This is a genomic window from Streptomyces natalensis ATCC 27448 (genome assembly GCF_000935125.1).
Lineage (GTDB): Bacteria > Actinomycetota > Actinomycetes > Streptomycetales > Streptomycetaceae > Streptomyces > Streptomyces natalensis.
The window spans coordinates 63,214-77,761 of the sequence record NZ_JRKI01000034.1 but is presented as its reverse complement, the minus strand read 5'-3'; the positions used below and the strand labels follow the sequence as shown (position 1 = coordinate 77,761).

Genomic DNA, 14,548 nt, shown 5'->3' with positions numbered 1-14,548 from the left:
GCGCATGAAGCGATGGTGGAACTCTCTGTGACCGTTCATTATTCCAACTTGAGGAGAAATTGACTTGGTGGCATTAATCACCTCCCGTCAACCCCTGGTTACGGTGGCGTAAGTCACTTCTCACCGTGAAGTATGTGTTGACGTGGCAGACGATTCGAAGAACATCAACAGCGGCGCCCATGGCGCCATCGGGTCGTACGCAGCCGTCGGGGACAGCTTCACCGAGGGGGTCGGGGATCCCGGCCGTGACGGGGCGTACATCGGTTGGGCGGACCGGCTAGCGGTCCTCCTGTCGGACCAGCGGGAAGAGGGGGACTTCCGCTACGCGAACCTTGCCGTCAGGGGGCGGCTGCTCGACCAGATCGTCGAGGAGCAGGTGCCCAGGGCCAAGGAGCTGGGCGCCGAACTGGTGACATTCTGTGCCGGCGGCAATGACATCCTGCGGCCGGGCTCGGACCCGGACGCGGTGGCCGAGCGCTATGAGAACGCCGTCGCGGACCTGCGGGAATCGGTCGGGACGGTGCTGCTGTGCACCGGGTTCGACACCCGCGGGATGCCGGTGCTGCGGCATCTGCGCGGCAAGATCGCTACGTATACGGCCCATGTGCGGGCCATCGCGGACCGGCACGACTGCCCGGTGCTCGACCTGTGGTCGCTGAAGTCCGTACAGGACCGGCGGGCGTGGAGCGAGGACCGGCTGCATCTGTCGGCCGACGGGCACACCCGGGTGGCGCTGCGCGCGGCGCAGGTGCTGGGGCTGACGGTGCCGGCCGAACCGGACCAGCCGTGGCCCCCGGAGGCGGAGCGGTCGGCCGCCGAGACCCGGCGCGAGACCATCCACTGGGCGCGCGAGCACCTCGTTCCGTGGATCGGGCGCCGGCTGCGTGGCGAGTCCTCCGGCGATCATGTCGAGCCCAAGCGGCCCGATCTGCTGCCGCTGTAGCGGCAAGGCCCGGTGAACGGGCGCGCATGACTGAGGCCCCGGTCTCCGCGGATGCGGACCGGGGTCTCAGAGCGAGGCGGCGGCGTACGGCAGATCCGCCCACACGACCCGGCCCCGGCCGCTGTCGCCGGGCCGCGTTCCCCAGCTCTCGGACAGCGCGCCGACGAGGAAGAGCCCCCGCCCGCCTTCCTTGTCCACGCTGCCGGGCTGGGCGTGCGGCGCCGAATGGCCGGGACCGCCCTCGTCGGTGATCTCTATACGGATGTGGGACCCGACGAGAGCCAGCTCACAGCCGACCTTCTCGCTGTCGGTGTGCCGCACCGCATTGGTGAACAGCTCGGAGACCACCAACTCCACGTCGTCGCGGACGTGTTGAGCCGCACCCCATTCACGCAGCAGCGCGATGACCCGCTTGCGGGCCTCGGGGACCGAGGTGCGCCGCGCCGGCAAATGGAACGCGTCCTGGGGGTGCCCGGCGGCATAGCCGCAGAGGCGCCCTAACGAAGGGGCGTTTTTGGAGGAAGCCACCACGTAACTATGTGCGATGTCGGTCACCGATGGCAAGGATCACTCTGCAATTTGCAGAATCGCATATGCAGTCTGTTCGACATCCTGACGGCATGACACACTGCTGACCACATAAGTCAGTTGGAGGGGATCTGACGTGGTGGACCCACGTTCGGCCGGAGCGCCGACCGTCCTTCGGGTGGTGCTCGGCAAGCGACTACAGGACCTGCGCGAGAAGGCGGGACTGTCCTTCGAACAGTCCGCGCGGGCCCTCGATGTCACCCACGCCACGATACGGCGGATGGAAAAGGCCGAGGTCGGGCTGAAGCTCCCCTACGTCGAGAAGCTGCTGGCCACCTACGGCGTCACCGAACACGACGAGATCGAGGGCTTTCTCTCGCTCGCCCGGGAGGCCAACAAGCCCGGCTGGTGGCACCGCTTCCGTGACGTCCTGCCGGAATGGTTCAGCGCATTCGTCAGCCTGGAGAGCGAGGCCAACCTCATCCGGGCCTACCAGCCCCACTACGTCCCCGGCCTGTTGCAGACCGAGGACTACGCCGCCGCCGTCCTGCGCGCCGGTATGCCGCACGCCCCCGCCGCGGACATCGACCGCATCGTGGCGCTGCGCATGGAGCGGCAGTCGCTGCTGACCCGCGAGCGGGCGCCGATGCTGTGGGCCGTGATGGACGAGACCGTCCTGCGGCGCCCGATCGGCGGTCCGAAGGTGATGCGCGACCAGATCACCCGGCTCATGGAGGCCACCTCGCTGCCGAACGTCCGGTTGCAGGTCATGCCCTTCGCTTCCGGCCCGCATCCCGCGATGTACGGGCCGTTCCACATTTTCCGCTTTCCGATTCCGGAGCTCCCGGACATCGCGTACGCGGAAAGCCTCGTCGGAGCCGTGTACTTCGACCAGCGCAACGACGTCTCGCAGTTCCTGGAGGCCCTGGACCGGATGTGTGCGCAGGCCGCGCCGGCACACACCACCAGGGCCATTCTGGGTGGCTTTCGCAAGGAGATCTAACCCCCCATGGATCGCATACGCATCTACAACGGCATGCCCGCCAATGAACTGGGCAACGAAGGCTGGCACAAGCCGTGGAGTGGCGGAAACGGAGGCGAGTGCGTCGAAGCCATGCGGCTGAAGGACGGCCGGGTGGCGCTGCGCCAGTCGACCGACCCCAACGGCCCGGCGCTGATCTACACCCAGCGCGAAATGGTCAGCTTCATCGAAGGCGCGAAGGCCGGGCACGCCGACTTCCTGCTCACCGCGGCACCCTGTCGGCGCGCGGAGCGGAGGACGGCATGAGCGAGCGCGACGGCACGAGCGAGGGCTTCCCCCACGAGCACGAGGAAGCCGGCCGCGGGGTCCCGGAGATCGGGCCGTATGCCAAAGGGCCCGAGCACTCCGGCTTCTCGGCCGAGGAGATCGACACCAGCAAGGCGCACCCGGCCCGGATGCACGACTACTTCCTCGGCGGCTGGGACAACTACGAGGTCGACCGGGAGGCCGGGGACCGCATCCTGGCCATGCACCCCCACGTCCGCGAGAGCGCCCTGGCCAACCGTGCGTTCCTGCGGCGGGCCGTGCGCGAGCTGGTCGGCGGCGGCATCCGCCAGATCATCGACATCGGTACCGGCATCCCCACCTCGCCCAACGCCCATGAGATGGCACGCGAGACCGCACCCGACACCGTTGTCGTCTACGTCGACAACGACCCCATCGTCGCCACCCATGCAGGCGCCCGCCTCACCAACACCGACCGCACCGCCTTCGTCCTCGGCGATCTGCGCGATCCGAAATCGGTGCTGGAACACCCCGCCGTCCGGACGCTGATCGACTTCGACCGGCCGGTGGCGCTGGTGATGGGCATCGTGCTGTCCTTCATCCGCGACGAGGAGGAGCCCGCAGCCTGCGTCGCCGCCCTCGCCGACGCCCTGCCCGCCGGCAGCCACCTCGTGCTGAGCCATCCCACCTACGAGCCCTACGAGGGCTTTCCGGAGGGCCGGGTGGAGGAGTGGATGCGGATCGCGGCGGAAGAGGTCTACCGCCGCTCCGCCGTGCCGCTCCAGCTGCGCTCCAAGGCGGACATCACCCCGTTCTTCGGCCCGTTCACCCCGCTCGAACCGGGGATCGTACGGATACCGCTGTGGCGGCCGGACGGCGAGGTGCCCGGCCCCGCCGAACTCAACGACATCGTCTTCTACGGCGGGGTCGGCAGAAAGGACTGAACCGCGCGGCGGACGGACCCCGCACCCAGGGCCCCTAGGCCCGGCAGAGCACCGCCGCCAGCACCCGGTCCAGCTCCGCCTCCGGGTCGGCCGCCGCACCGTGCGCCCGCCAGGCCACGAACCCGTCCGGGCGCACCAGCACCGCCCCTTGCGGGGTGGTGCCGTGGACCTCGGCCCAGTCGGCGCCCTTCTCGGGGGCGAGATCGTCCTCGGGACGGGTGCCGATGCGGTACGCCGGCAGCCGCAGCGCCCAGCGCTCGGCGGTGCGTGCGGCGGCGGCGTGCCAGAGCCCGCCCTCCGGGCCGGTCAGCAGGACCAGGGTCTTCTCGTACAGGTCCAGGGTCGACACCCGTACCCCGGCGCGCTGGAGCCACATATGCGGCGCCCGGGTGCCGGGGGCGCCGGTCAGCTGCATCCGGGCCGGTACGACCGGGAGCGCGGGATCGGCGCCGACCACCGCACCGCGCGGATAGCCGTAGCCGAGGGCGACGGTGAGCACGCCGCTCTGCCGGCCGCCGCCGACGCCGGGCGCCGCGGCATACCCGGGGTGGCTGTGTTCGGCGGACCGGGCCGACGCCCGGGAACTGGTCGCGCTCGCCACCGGGCGGCGTTCGGTCTCGTAGGTCTCCAGCAGGCCCGGCCCCGCCCAGCCGTCCAGGACCGCGGCCAGCTTCCATACGATGTTGTGGACGTCCTGGATACCGGTGTTGGAGCCGAACGCCCCGGTGGGCGACATCTCGTGGGCCGCGTCACCGGCCAGGAACACCCGCCCGGCCGCGTACCGCTCGGCGACGCGTTCGGCCGCGTGCCAGGGCGCCTTACCGGTGATCTCGACCTCCATGTCCATGGCCCCGGTCGCCCGGCGGATGTGCTCGATGCACCGCTCGTCGGTGAAGTCCTCCAGAGTCTCGCCCCGGTCGGGGTGCCAGGGGGCGTGGAAGACCCACTCCGCCATGTTGTCCACCGGGAGCAGACAGCCGTCCGCCTCCGGATTGGTCAGATAGCAGGCGATGAAGCGGCGGTCGCCGACCACGTCCGCCAGCTTCGGGGCCCGGAAGGTGATGCTCACATTGTGGAAGAGATCGCCCGGGCCGGTCTGGCCGATGCCCAGCAGCTCCCGGCACGGACTGCGCGGACCGTCGGCCGCGATGACGTAATCCGCGTGGACGGTGGTGTGTTCGCCGCTGTCGCGGTCCTTGACGACCGCGGTCACCCCCTCGCGGTCCTGGTCGAACGAGATCAGCTCGGTGTGGAAGCGCAGATCGCCGCCCAGCTCCCGGGCGCACTGCAACAGCACCGGCTCCAGATCGTTCTGGCTGCACAGACACCATCCGGCGGGGCTGAACTTCGCCAGTCCGCCGCCCGGGTCGATCTCCTTGAACAGCCACTCCTGCTCCTCGCCGGTCAGCGACGGCGCCTGGAGGATGCCGTGATTGTCCGCCAGGACGGACGCCGCCTCGCGGATGGGCCGTTCGGCGCCCGCAACCCGGAACAGCTCCATGGTGCGGACGTTGTTCCCCCGACCGCGCGGATGCCGTGACGTACCCGAGTGCTTCTCCACCAGCATGTGCCGTACGCCCAGACGCCCCAGGAACAGCGACGCGGACAGTCCCACCAGGGAGCCCCCCACGACAAGTACCGGAACCCGCTCTTCGCCCGCTGCTCTCATTGACCGCTCCAGCTCCTGTCACGTCTACGGAGAGGGAGTTTCCCCGGCCAGCCAAGCGTTCGATCATGGTTCACCCGCATGGCCCATACGCCTCGCGATCCCAGGGGGCCCCCGCCACGATCGATTCGGGACGGCCACGTCCCCCGTTCGAGGGGCCGATCGTCCCCGTAGGCCGGGTCCGCGCCCGGATGACCTCCGGGCCTGACGACGCACCACGGGAGCCAGCCCGCTCCGAGGGAGATGCGTAGACGATGACACCAGTGCCGGAACGAATTTCGCAGTCCGCGTTCGACGGCTCGAAACTCCGGGTTGTCCTGATGCTGGACCTCTACGAAGGCGCCCAGCAGCGCTTCCTCGAAGCCTACGAGAACCTGCGCAACCAGGTTGCCTCCGTCCCCGGCCACCTCACCGACCAACTGTGCCAGTCCATCGAGAACCCCTCACAGTGGCTGATCACCAGCGAATGGGAGAGCGCACCGCCGTTCCTGGCCTGGGTCAACAGCGAGGAACACGTCGAACTGGTACAGCCCCTGCACGACTGCGTGAGCCGCACCCGGTCGCTGCGCTTCAGCGTGCTGCGCGAGACCTCCAGCGACCGCGCGAACGCGCCCGACACCGCCAAGGGCCAGCTCCAGGTCGCCCCCCGCGTCGGCGACGGCATCGTCCGCCACGCCCTGTCCTTCACCGTCAAACCCGGCAGCGAGTCGATGGTCGCCGAGATCCTCGCCGACTACGCCTCCCCCGAGTCGCGGGTCGACGAGACCACCCGGCTGCGCCGCACCTCGCTGTTCATGCACGGCAACCGCGTCGTCCGCGCGGTCGAGGTGCAGGGCGACCTCGTCGCCGCGCTGCGTCATGTGGCCGAACAGCCCGAGGTACGCGCCGTCGAGGAGGCCATCAACCCCTACCTCGAACAGGACCGGGACCTGACCGACCCCAACTCCGCGCGGGTCTTCTTCACCCGGGCCGCGCTGCCCGCGGTGCACCACATCGCCGCGGACGGCCCCGCACCGGCCGACGTGCAACGGCACGCGCTGTACTACCCGGCCAAGGAAGGCTGCGGGATGGCGCTGGCCCGGATGCTGGCCCGACAGGACGACGCGGCCGCCGACGACCCCTCCTGCCCCCTCGTCGGCAGCACCCTCTTCCAGCGCGACGACATCGTCATCCGGCTCATCGACCTGCGGATGCCCCTGGACGCCTGCGACCCCGACGTCGTCATCGGCGTATGCGGCCCCCGTAAGCGGGGCGTCTTCAAGCGCCTGATGGACACCGACGTGGCCGGCGGTCTGACGACCGACCGCGAGATGGCGCACTTCCTCGCGCGCTCCGACATGGACCTGATCACCGACCGCCGGGCACCGGAGGACTCCTGAGGGCGCATCCGGCCGTCCCACGGTCCCACCCGCCGGCACCCCGTACCTGGAGGAGGCAGCCATGACCACGCACCGCCCACGCATCGTGGACCTGAGCGAGACCAAGCCCAACCGCCGCCGCGGCGGCGACCTGCGCGCCATGCTGACCCCCACCGCGGTGGGTGCCACCAGCGGCTTCATGGGCATGGCCCTCGTACAGCCAGGGGAGCGCATCGGCGAGCACTACCACCCGTACTCCGAGGAGTTCGTCTACGTGGTGAACGGCGCCCTCGAAGTGGACCTGGACGGCGAGGCGCATCCGCTGCGCCCGGACCAGGGCCTGCTGATCCCGCCGTATGTGCGCCACCGCTTCCGCAACGTCGGCGACGAAGAGGTCCGGATGGTCTTCCATCTCGGCCCGCTGGCCCCGCGCCCGGACCTCGGACACGTCGACACCGAGGAGACGGACGGAGACGCGCCCACGGGGCCACCCGAACGCAAGGAGCCGGTGTCATGACCCGACGCGTGGCGGTCACCGGAGTCGGCATCGTCGCGCCGGGAGGCGTGGGCGTGCCCGCCTTCTGGGACCTGCTGTCCGCCGGGCGCACCGCGACGCGCGGGATCACCCTCTTCGACCCGGAGGGCTTCCGCTCGCGGATCGCCGCCGAGTGCGATTTCGACCCGGCGGCCCACCGGCTGACCGCGGAACAGGTGGCCGAACAGGACCGGTACATCCAGTTCGCGATGGTCGCCGCCGACGAGGCGGTACGCGCCGCGGGCCTGGACTCCGGTGCCGAAAACCCCTGGCGGATGGGGGTGTCGCTGGGCACCGCGGTCGGCGGCACCACCCGCCTGGAGCACGACTACGTCGCCGTCAGCGACGTCGGGCAGAAGTGGGACGTCGACCATCGGCCGGCCGGCCGCCATTTGCAGCGGGCGTTCTCGCCCAGCTCGCTCGCCTCGGCGGTGGCGGAGCAGACCGGCGCCCGCGGTCCGGTGCAGACCGTCTCCACGGGCTGCACCTCCGGCCTCGATGCCATCGGCTACGCCTTCCACTCCATCGAGGAGGGCCGGCTCGATGTGTGCATCGCCGGCGCCTCGGACTCGCCGATCTCCCCGATCACGGTGGCCTGCTTCGACGCCATCAAGGCGACCTCCGCCAACAACGACGACCCCGCCCATGCCTCGCGGCCGTTCGACGCCCACCGCGACGGATTCGTCATGGGGGAGGGCGGCGCCGTCCTCGTCCTGGAGGAGCTGGAACACGCCCGCGCCCGCGGCGCCACCGTGCACTGCGAGATACGCGGCTATGCCACGTTCGGCAACGCGTACCACATGACCGGGCTCACCCAGGAGGGCCTGGAGATGGCCGAGGCGATCAACCGCGCACTCGCCCACGCGCAGGTCGACAGCTCCCAGATCGACTATGTCAACGCGCATGGCTCGGGCACCCAGCAGAACGACCGGCACGAGACCGCCGCGGTCAAGAGGTCGCTGGGTGAGCACGCCTACCACGTGCCCATGAGCTCCATCAAATCCATGGTGGGCCACTCGCTCGGCGCGATCGGGGCGATCGAGATCGTCGCGTGCGTGCTGGCGCTCGCCCACCAGGTCGTACCGCCGACCGCCAACTACGAGACCCCGGACCCCCAGTGTGACCTCGACTATGTGCCCAGGACCGCGCGGGAGCTGCCGCTGCGGTCGGTGCTCTCGGTCGGCAGCGGGTTCGGCGGCTTCCAGTCCGCGGTGGTGCTGACCAGACAGGGTGGGAGGGCCCGATGAGCTCCCTGCAACAGCTGCCACAACGCCGGCAACGACGGTCCGTCGTCACCGGCATCGGCGTCATCGCCCCCAACGGCGTGAGCACCGAGGTCTTCTGGAAGGCGACCAGGGAGGGCATGAGCGTCATCGACCTGGTCACCCGGGAAGGGTGCGAGCAACTGCCGCTGAAGGTCGCCGGAGAGGTGCGCGACTTCGACCCGGCCGTGCTCATCGAAGAGCGCTACCTGGTGCAGACCGACCGGTTCACCCACTTCGCCATGGCGGCGGCCAACCTCGCGCTGGACGACGCCCGTCTGGGCCGCGCCGACTACAACGACTCGCCGTTCGCGGTGGGCGTGGTGACCGCGGCCGGCTCCGGTGGCGGCGAGTTCGGCCAGCGGGAGCTCCAGCACCTGTGGGGCCAGGGCTCCAAGCACGTCGGGCCCTACCAGTCGATTGCCTGGTTCTATGCGGCCAGTACGGGCCAGATCTCCATCCGCGGCGGCTTCAAGGGTCCCTGCGGCGTGGTGGCCAGCGACGAGGCCGGCGGTCTGGACGCGCTGGCGCATGCGGGACGGACCATCCGGCGCGGCACCGACGCCGTCGTCGTCGGCGCGGCCGAGGCGCCGCTCGCCCCGTACTCGGTGGTCTGCCAGCTCGGTTACGACGATCTCAGCCGGGTCGCGGACCCGTACCGCGCCTACCGCCCCTTCACCGAAGCCGCCTGCGGCTTCGTCCCCGCCGAGGGGGGAGCGATGCTGGTGGTCGAGGAGGAGACGGCGGCCCTCGACCGCGGGGCGCCGGTGCGCGCCGTGGTGGCCGGACACACCGCGACCTTCACCGGCGCGGCCCGCTGGGAGGAGTCCCGCGAAGGACTGGCGCATGCGATCACCGGCGCGCTGGAGGACGCGCGGTGTGCGCCGGAGGAGGTCGATGTGGTCTTCGCGGACGCGTTCGGGGTGCCGGCGGCCGACCACGCCGAGGCGCATGCGATCGCCGACGCGCTGGGCAGGCACGCCACGGAGGTGCCCGTGACCGCACCCAAGACCGGCACCGGCCGGGCGTACTGCGGCGCCCCCGTCCTGGACGCGGCGGCCGCGGTGCTTTCGATGGAGCACGGCGTCGTGCCCCCCACCCCCAACGTCTTCGAGGTGAACCACGACCTCGATCTGGTCACGGTCTCGGCCCGACCGGCCGAATTGCGGACCGCGTTGGTGCTGAGCCGGGGACTCATGGGCTCGAACGCGGCACTGGTGCTGCGCAAGTGCCCGTCCGGGTCCCCCTCGTGAGAAGGAGAAACCCGTCATGAGCGCTGAACTGACCTTCGACGAGCTGGCCTTGCTGATGAAAAAGGGCGCCGGACTTCCCGTCGAGCCCGCGGACCTGGCGGAGCGGGCCGATGCGACCTTCGCCGAATTCGGCCTGGACTCGCTCGGCCTGCTCGGCATCGTCGGCGAGCTGGAGAACAAGCTCGACCGGCCGCTGCCCAACGACGCCGAGCGCAGCAGGACGCCGCGTGACTTCCTCGACCTCGTCAACACCGTGCCGACGACAGGAGCCTGACATGCCTGGCCACACCGAGAACGACATCAAGATCGCCGCTCCCCTCGACCTCGTCTGGGACATGACCAACGACCTTGAGAACTGGCCCCAGCTGTTCAGCGAGTACGCCGCGGTCGATGTGCTCTCCCGCGAGGGCGACAAGACGACCTTCCGGCTGACCATGCACCCCGACGACAACGGCACCGTCTGGAGCTGGGTCTCCGAGCGGACCGTCGACCGCAAGAAACTGAGCGTGCGCGCCCGCCGGGTGGAGACCGGCCCGTTCGCGCACATGGACATCCACTGGACCTACCGCGAACTGCCCGGCGGTACGGGGATGTACTGGACGCAGGACTTCGCGATGAAGCCGGAGGCCCCGGTCGACGACGCGGGCATGACCGCGCACATCAACCGCAACTCCAAGATCCAGCTGGAGCTGATCCGCGACAAGATCGAGGCGCGCAACCGTGCCATGAAGGGCTCGGCCAGCCCCAACTGAGCGGCCTCACCCACCGGTACGCCACCGTCCGGCCCGCAACCGAAGGGACGCACCGATGCACCATGCCCTGATCGTCGCCCGCATGGCGCCGCAGTCCGCTCCGCGGATCGCCGAGGTCTTCGCGGCCTCCGACCAAACGGAGCTGCCGCATCTGATCGGCGTCTCGCGGCGCAGCCTCTTCCAGTTCGGTGAGGTGTATCTGCACCTCATCGAGTCCGAGAAGCCGCCCGGACCCGAGATCGCCAAGCTGACGGACCACCCCGAGTTCCGTTCCGTCAGCGACAAGCTGTCCGCCTACGTCAGCGCCTACGATCCGGAGACCTGGCGCAGCCCCAAGGACGCGATGGCGCGGCAGTTCTACACCTGGGAGCGCGACACCTCTCGCTGACCCGGTGCCCGCGACCGGCACCGGTCGCGGGCACCCCGCGCGGCGGAGCACGGCCGGCTCTTCCGGCCGGCTACCCCGGCACGCTGCACTCGAAGGCGTGCAGATAGGCGTTGACCGGCATGATGTCGTGCACCCGCAGCCCGGCCTCCGCCATCCGGCCGATCAGGCTCTCCTTGGTGTGCTTGGCCCCGCCGACGTTCAACAGCAGCAACAGGTCCATGGACGTGGTGAACTTCATCGACGGGCTGTCGTCCACGAGATTCTCGATGATCACCACCCGGGCGCCGGGCCGCGCGACCTCCAGGATGTTGCCCAGCGTCCGCCGGGTGCTGTCGTCGTCCCACTCCAGGATGTTCTTGATGATGTAGAGGTCGGCCCGGACCGGGATCTCGTCCCGGCAGTCGCCGGGCACGAACCGTACCCGCGAGGCGAGCGGACCGCCGTCGCGCAGCCGCGGATCGGCGTTGGCCACCACCTTGGGCAGATCGAGCAGCGCCCCCTCCAGATCCGGGTGCTTCTCCAGCAGATCCGCCAGTACGTGCCCCTGCCCGCCGCCGATGTCCGCCACCGACGCCACCCCGGTCAGATCCAGGAGTTCGGCGACATCGTGCGCGGACTGCTTGCTGGAGGCGGTCATCGCCCGGTCGAAGACCTTCGCCGACTCCCGGGCGTCCTGGTGCAGATAGTCGAAGAAGCCCTTTCCGTACAGGTCGTCGAAGACGCTGCGGCCGGAACGCACCGCCTCCTCCAGCCGTGGCCAGACCTCCCACGTCCACGGCTCGGTACACCACAGCGCGATATCGCGCAGGCTGTCGGGGGTGTCCTCGCGCAGCAGCCGCGACATCTCGGTATGCGCGAAGCCACCGTCGTCGGTCTCCTCGAAGATCCCGTAACAGGTCAGGGCGCGCAGCAGCCGCTGGAGCGGACGCGCCTCGGTGCGCAGCGCGGCGGCCAGCTCCTCCACGGTGGCGGGCGTGTTCCCCAGCGCGTCCGCCACGCCGAGTCTGACTGCCGCGCGTACCGAAGCCGTGCACGCGGCGCCGAAGACGAGTTCCCGCAGCCGCATGGCCGGCTGGGGGGTGGGGCTTACGGTGGTCATTGCGCCTCGTTTCTGCTGCTGGTCGGTGCTCCAGGTACGGGTGGTCCGGTGCGCGCAGCCCTCAGCACAGGCCGGCCGGCTCGGAGACCCGGCAGACATTGCCGACGAACCGGTGCCCGGAGCCGTCTTGGTCCCGGTCGGCGAGGTCGGCCGGCCGGTTGCGCAGCACGAGGTTGTCCCGGATCTCATGGCGCGCGTTGGGGGCCTTCGCAAAGCTGGGGAACAGGACGATGCCGCCGGAGAGCGGCGAGCCGCCGATGTTGTCGACGACCCGGTTGTCCCGCACACGGGTGTCCTCGGCGCCCGTCAGGACGATGCCGATGCCCTGGAGGAACGGCAGGCGCTTGGTGGCGGGGCAGCGTTTGTTGTTCCGCCACACGTCGTTGCCCCGCAGCGTGAGGTCACCGGCCCGGGGGCGGCCCTCGTCGCCCACGATGAACACCCCGCCGCAGTTGCCGGACATCCGGTTGCCGTCCACGCGCAGGTTCCGGACCCGCCGTACGGTGAGGCCGATCCGGTTGTCCGCCAGCAGGTTGCCGTCGATGGCGGTGTCCTGGGTGTCCAGGGCGCCGCCCTCCTCCTGGACCACGTTGGCGAGGAAGATGCCCGCGTCGCCGTTCTCGCGGGCGGCGTTGTCCAGCAGACTGCTGCGCACGGACCGCTCCAGGGCGATTCCCCACTGGCCGTTGTTCCGCGCGACGACGTCGCGCACCTGGAGCCCGATGGTGCCGGTGGCCCAGATGCCGTTCTTCTTGAAGCCCGCGACGGTCAGCGAACGGATGCCGACATTCCGCAGACGGCGGCCTGGATCGCCCAGGACGCAGATGCCGTCGCCGTCCTGACCGCACGCGTTCTCCGCCCGCGCGACGGGCGGGCCGATCACGGTCCGCGGGCCGGCCCCGCGCAGGGTCACCCCCGACTCCTTGATCACCACGCTCTCCCGGTAGATGCCGGGACCGATGAGGACGGTGTCGCCCGGGCGCGCCGCATCCACCGCCGCCTGGATCGACTCGCCCTGGTGGACCATGTGCGGCTCCGGAGCCTGGTGGACGGTGTGCGGCTCCGAGGCACCGGCCGGCGGGGCCGTACCGAGCCCGCCGGCCAGAGCCGCCGCCAGGTACGTCCCGCACACCAGGCGGCGCAGGGCCGGTTGCTTCGTGGGGTGCTCCGTATTTCGTCTCACGGGCCGTTCCGTCCCTCTCGCCTGACGGCCGGTCTGCCGCCGCGCATGCCACCGCGGACGCGACCACGCCCATCGGCTGATCTGTCGCCTCGTCATGAGGCGAAGTTATGGGCGATGACGACCGCTTGCCACATGCAGTAACCCGATGACCACAGCAGGTACGCAGAACGGGTGGGCGCGGCCCCGGATGCCGTAGGGATCATGACCAGACCTCGTGGTCCCCGCCGCGCCATTCGATCACCTCGCGGTCGTCCAGGGTCACGACGTCCGTCGCCAGACCGGCCCGGCGCAGGAATTCGAGCACGTCCACGGTGCTGTACGCCCGGCCGACGCGCTCGCCCCCGATGGTCACCTGCCGGCCGCCGTCGGGGGACGGCGCATGCACGATTACGGGCGGATGGCTCATACCGTGAACGGCTGCTGTGCCAGGAACGTCTCACCGGGCTGTCCGGTGACATAGAAATTCGGGCTCTGGGTGGGTGGCATGTTCCGCTGGATGTCCCGGTGGAATGCGCGATATCCGCCGCGGAACGTCCCGTTGTCCCACACCTCCAGCAGCGTCCCCGTGAACAGGCCGTTGACCGGGCCGTCCGAGGCGAGCTGATTGTCCTGGCAGGCGGAGATCAGCAGCGCGCTGGTGCTCCCTTTACGGGACGATTTCGCGCCCAGGCTGCGCTGGATGTTCCGGAAGAAGTCCTTGTCCCGCTCATAGATCTCGGCCTGTTTGACGACCGGCATCAGCCGCGAGGTGTCCTCGATCCGGTTCGGGTCGCTGGTCTGGAACTGCCGCTGCATCGCCTCGGGGGTGAGCACCTCGCGCACCTCGATGCCGGTCCCGCTGTGGCAGCTGTCGTGCAGCGCCAGGATCCGCACCCCGTCGGCGAACCGCCCGAATTCCCGGTAGAGCTCGTCGTCCAGGAACTGCCGGTCGTAGAACACCAGCGTTTCGTCGAATTCATCCGCTTCCTCGTCCCCGCCCTCGGCATTCGGCACCTGGCCGCCGTGACCCGAGTAGGTGAACAGAAAGATGTCGCCGTGCTCCAGCCGCTTGGCCGCCTTACGTAGTTCGCCGGTGATGTTCTCGGTGGTGCCGTCGGCGGTCAGCACCACCGTCTCCTCGAAGCCGACCCCGCGGGCCAGCTCCGCCAGATCGCGGGCATCGTTCTCACAGGCGACGAGCCGGCCGTCCCAGCCGTCGTATTGCGCGGGATCGACGCTGTTGAGTCCGACATGGAGGGAAAGGCCGGTGGCCATAAGGGCTCCTGGAATACGGGGTCGGGGGATAGCGGATGCGCCTCGATGCATTCCGTGGCGCACCGGGCCGGAACCCGGGGCGCCGCCCCAACCGCCTGAACGGGCCTTTGGCCCGG

17 protein-coding genes are annotated in these 14,548 nt (G+C 70.0%); 11 read left to right on the top strand and 6 right to left on the bottom strand.

The features are described from left to right. Nucleotides 1–142 precede the first annotated feature (142 nt). Nucleotides 143–943: an SGNH/GDSL hydrolase family protein gene (locus SNA_RS25060; protein ID WP_030064249.1), complete on the top strand. Its 801-nt coding sequence runs from the start codon at nt 143–145 to the stop codon at nt 941–943. Nucleotides 944–1,009: 66 nt separating this feature from the next. Here the strand turns inward: SNA_RS25060 and SNA_RS25055 are convergent, their stop codons facing one another. Further along, a complete protein-coding gene (locus tag SNA_RS25055; RefSeq protein WP_241779827.1) occupies nt 1,010–1,471 on the bottom strand; it encodes an ATP-binding protein in 462 nt (153 codons plus the stop codon). A gap of 136 nt (nt 1,472–1,607) precedes the next feature. Between SNA_RS25055 and SNA_RS25050 the strand changes: the two genes are divergently transcribed. The 3 genes from SNA_RS25050 to SNA_RS25040 are packed head-to-tail and all read left to right on the top strand — an operon-like array spanning nt 1,608 to nt 3,682. Beyond that, complete coding sequence (locus SNA_RS25050; protein ID WP_030064251.1) at nt 1,608–2,474, top strand: helix-turn-helix domain-containing protein; 867 nt, start codon at nt 1,608–1,610, stop codon at nt 2,472–2,474. Nucleotides 2,475–2,480: 6 nt separating this feature from the next. Next, entirely contained in the window at nt 2,481–2,759 is a 279-nt protein-coding gene (locus SNA_RS25045) for a DUF397 domain-containing protein (protein ID WP_030064252.1), read from the top strand. Then, nucleotides 2,756–3,682: an SAM-dependent methyltransferase gene (locus tag SNA_RS25040; protein WP_030064253.1), complete on the top strand. Its 927-nt coding sequence runs from the start codon at nt 2,756–2,758 to the stop codon at nt 3,680–3,682. The genes SNA_RS25045 and SNA_RS25040 overlap by 4 nt, the downstream gene beginning before the upstream one ends. A gap of 34 nt (nt 3,683–3,716) precedes the next feature. On the opposite strand, the gene SNA_RS25035 is transcribed toward SNA_RS25040, so the two are convergent. After that, nucleotides 3,717–5,351 (bottom strand): FAD-dependent oxidoreductase, encoded by a 1,635-nt coding sequence (locus SNA_RS25035; RefSeq protein WP_044366879.1) that lies wholly within the window; start codon nt 5,349–5,351, stop codon nt 3,717–3,719. Nucleotides 5,352–5,602: 251 nt separating this feature from the next. Between SNA_RS25035 and SNA_RS25030 the strand changes: the two genes are divergently transcribed. From SNA_RS25030 to SNA_RS25000, 7 genes are all read left to right on the top strand, one after another. Then, entirely contained in the window at nt 5,603–6,727 is a 1,125-nt protein-coding gene (locus tag SNA_RS25030; protein WP_030064255.1) for a SchA/CurD-like domain-containing protein, read from the top strand. A gap of 61 nt (nt 6,728–6,788) precedes the next feature. Further along, on the top strand, nt 6,789–7,223 hold the full coding sequence (locus SNA_RS25025; RefSeq protein WP_030064256.1) for a cupin domain-containing protein: 435 nt from the start codon (nt 6,789–6,791) through the stop codon (nt 7,221–7,223). Further along, the gene (locus SNA_RS25020; RefSeq protein ID WP_044366878.1) at nt 7,220–8,488 is read left to right on the top strand and encodes a beta-ketoacyl-[acyl-carrier-protein] synthase family protein; all 1,269 of its coding nucleotides are present in this window, start codon (nt 7,220–7,222) and stop codon (nt 8,486–8,488) included. The genes SNA_RS25025 and SNA_RS25020 overlap by 4 nt, the downstream gene beginning before the upstream one ends. Then, complete coding sequence (locus tag SNA_RS25015) at nt 8,485–9,756, top strand: ketosynthase chain-length factor (RefSeq protein WP_044366877.1); 1,272 nt, start codon at nt 8,485–8,487, stop codon at nt 9,754–9,756. Before SNA_RS25020 ends, SNA_RS25015 begins: the two co-directional genes overlap by 4 nt. A 16-nt stretch (nt 9,757–9,772) precedes the next feature. Beyond that, nucleotides 9,773–10,030: an acyl carrier protein gene (locus tag SNA_RS25010; protein ID WP_030064261.1), complete on the top strand. Its 258-nt coding sequence runs from the start codon at nt 9,773–9,775 to the stop codon at nt 10,028–10,030. 1 nt (nt 10,031) lies between these two features. Beyond that, the gene (locus SNA_RS25005) at nt 10,032–10,508 is read left to right on the top strand and encodes an SRPBCC family protein (RefSeq protein WP_030064262.1); all 477 of its coding nucleotides are present in this window, start codon (nt 10,032–10,034) and stop codon (nt 10,506–10,508) included. A gap of 55 nt (nt 10,509–10,563) precedes the next feature. Next, nucleotides 10,564–10,896, top strand: coding sequence for a TcmI family type II polyketide cyclase (locus SNA_RS25000; RefSeq protein ID WP_030064263.1), 333 nt, complete (start codon nt 10,564–10,566; stop codon nt 10,894–10,896). Nucleotides 10,897–10,966: 70 nt separating this feature from the next. Here the strand turns inward: SNA_RS25000 and SNA_RS24995 are convergent, their stop codons facing one another. The 4 genes from SNA_RS24995 to SNA_RS24980 form a co-directional block, all read right to left on the bottom strand. After that, a complete protein-coding gene (locus tag SNA_RS24995) occupies nt 10,967–11,995 on the bottom strand; it encodes a methyltransferase (RefSeq protein ID WP_030064264.1) in 1,029 nt (342 codons plus the stop codon). Between the two features lie 61 nt (nt 11,996–12,056). Continuing rightward, nucleotides 12,057–13,139 carry a right-handed parallel beta-helix repeat-containing protein gene (locus SNA_RS24990; protein ID WP_420823515.1) on the bottom strand — a complete coding sequence of 361 codons (1,083 nt, stop codon included), beginning with the start codon at nt 13,137–13,139 and terminating at the stop codon, nt 12,057–12,059. 238 nt (nt 13,140–13,377) lie between these two features. Next, nucleotides 13,378–13,584, bottom strand: a complete 207-nt coding sequence (locus tag SNA_RS24985) for a hypothetical protein (protein WP_030064266.1) — start codon at nt 13,582–13,584, stop codon at nt 13,378–13,380. Further along, nucleotides 13,581–14,432, bottom strand: a complete 852-nt coding sequence (locus SNA_RS24980) for a caspase family protein (RefSeq protein WP_030064267.1) — start codon at nt 14,430–14,432, stop codon at nt 13,581–13,583. Before SNA_RS24980 ends, SNA_RS24985 begins: the two co-directional genes overlap by 4 nt. Nucleotides 14,433–14,548 lie beyond the last annotated feature (116 nt).

Excerpts from the sequence above, each read along its gene's own strand:
- SNA_RS25000 (WP_030064263.1), top strand. The coding sequence starts at position 10,564 with ATGCACCATGCCCTGATCGTCGCCCGCATGGCGCCGCAGTCCGCTCCG.
- SNA_RS25025 (WP_030064256.1), top strand. The coding sequence starts at position 6,789 with ATGACCACGCACCGCCCACGCATCGTGGACCTGAGCGAGACCAAGCCC.
- SNA_RS25040 (WP_030064253.1), top strand. The coding sequence starts at position 2,756 with ATGAGCGAGCGCGACGGCACGAGCGAGGGCTTCCCCCACGAGCACGAG.
- SNA_RS25030 (WP_030064255.1), top strand. The coding sequence starts at position 5,603 with ATGACACCAGTGCCGGAACGAATTTCGCAGTCCGCGTTCGACGGCTCG.
- SNA_RS25005 (WP_030064262.1), top strand. The coding sequence starts at position 10,032 with ATGCCTGGCCACACCGAGAACGACATCAAGATCGCCGCTCCCCTCGAC.
- SNA_RS25015 (WP_044366877.1), top strand. The coding sequence starts at position 8,485 with ATGAGCTCCCTGCAACAGCTGCCACAACGCCGGCAACGACGGTCCGTC.
- SNA_RS25020 (WP_044366878.1), top strand. The coding sequence starts at position 7,220 with ATGACCCGACGCGTGGCGGTCACCGGAGTCGGCATCGTCGCGCCGGGA.
- SNA_RS24980 (WP_030064267.1), bottom strand. The coding sequence starts at position 14,432 with ATGGCCACCGGCCTTTCCCTCCATGTCGGACTCAACAGCGTCGATCCC.
- SNA_RS25035 (WP_044366879.1), bottom strand. The coding sequence starts at position 5,351 with ATGAGAGCAGCGGGCGAAGAGCGGGTTCCGGTACTTGTCGTGGGGGGC.
- SNA_RS24985 (WP_030064266.1), bottom strand. The coding sequence starts at position 13,584 with ATGAGCCATCCGCCCGTAATCGTGCATGCGCCGTCCCCCGACGGCGGC.
- SNA_RS25045 (WP_030064252.1), top strand. The coding sequence starts at position 2,481 with ATGGATCGCATACGCATCTACAACGGCATGCCCGCCAATGAACTGGGC.
- SNA_RS24995 (WP_030064264.1), bottom strand. The coding sequence starts at position 11,995 with ATGACCACCGTAAGCCCCACCCCCCAGCCGGCCATGCGGCTGCGGGAA.
- SNA_RS25010 (WP_030064261.1), top strand. The coding sequence starts at position 9,773 with ATGAGCGCTGAACTGACCTTCGACGAGCTGGCCTTGCTGATGAAAAAG.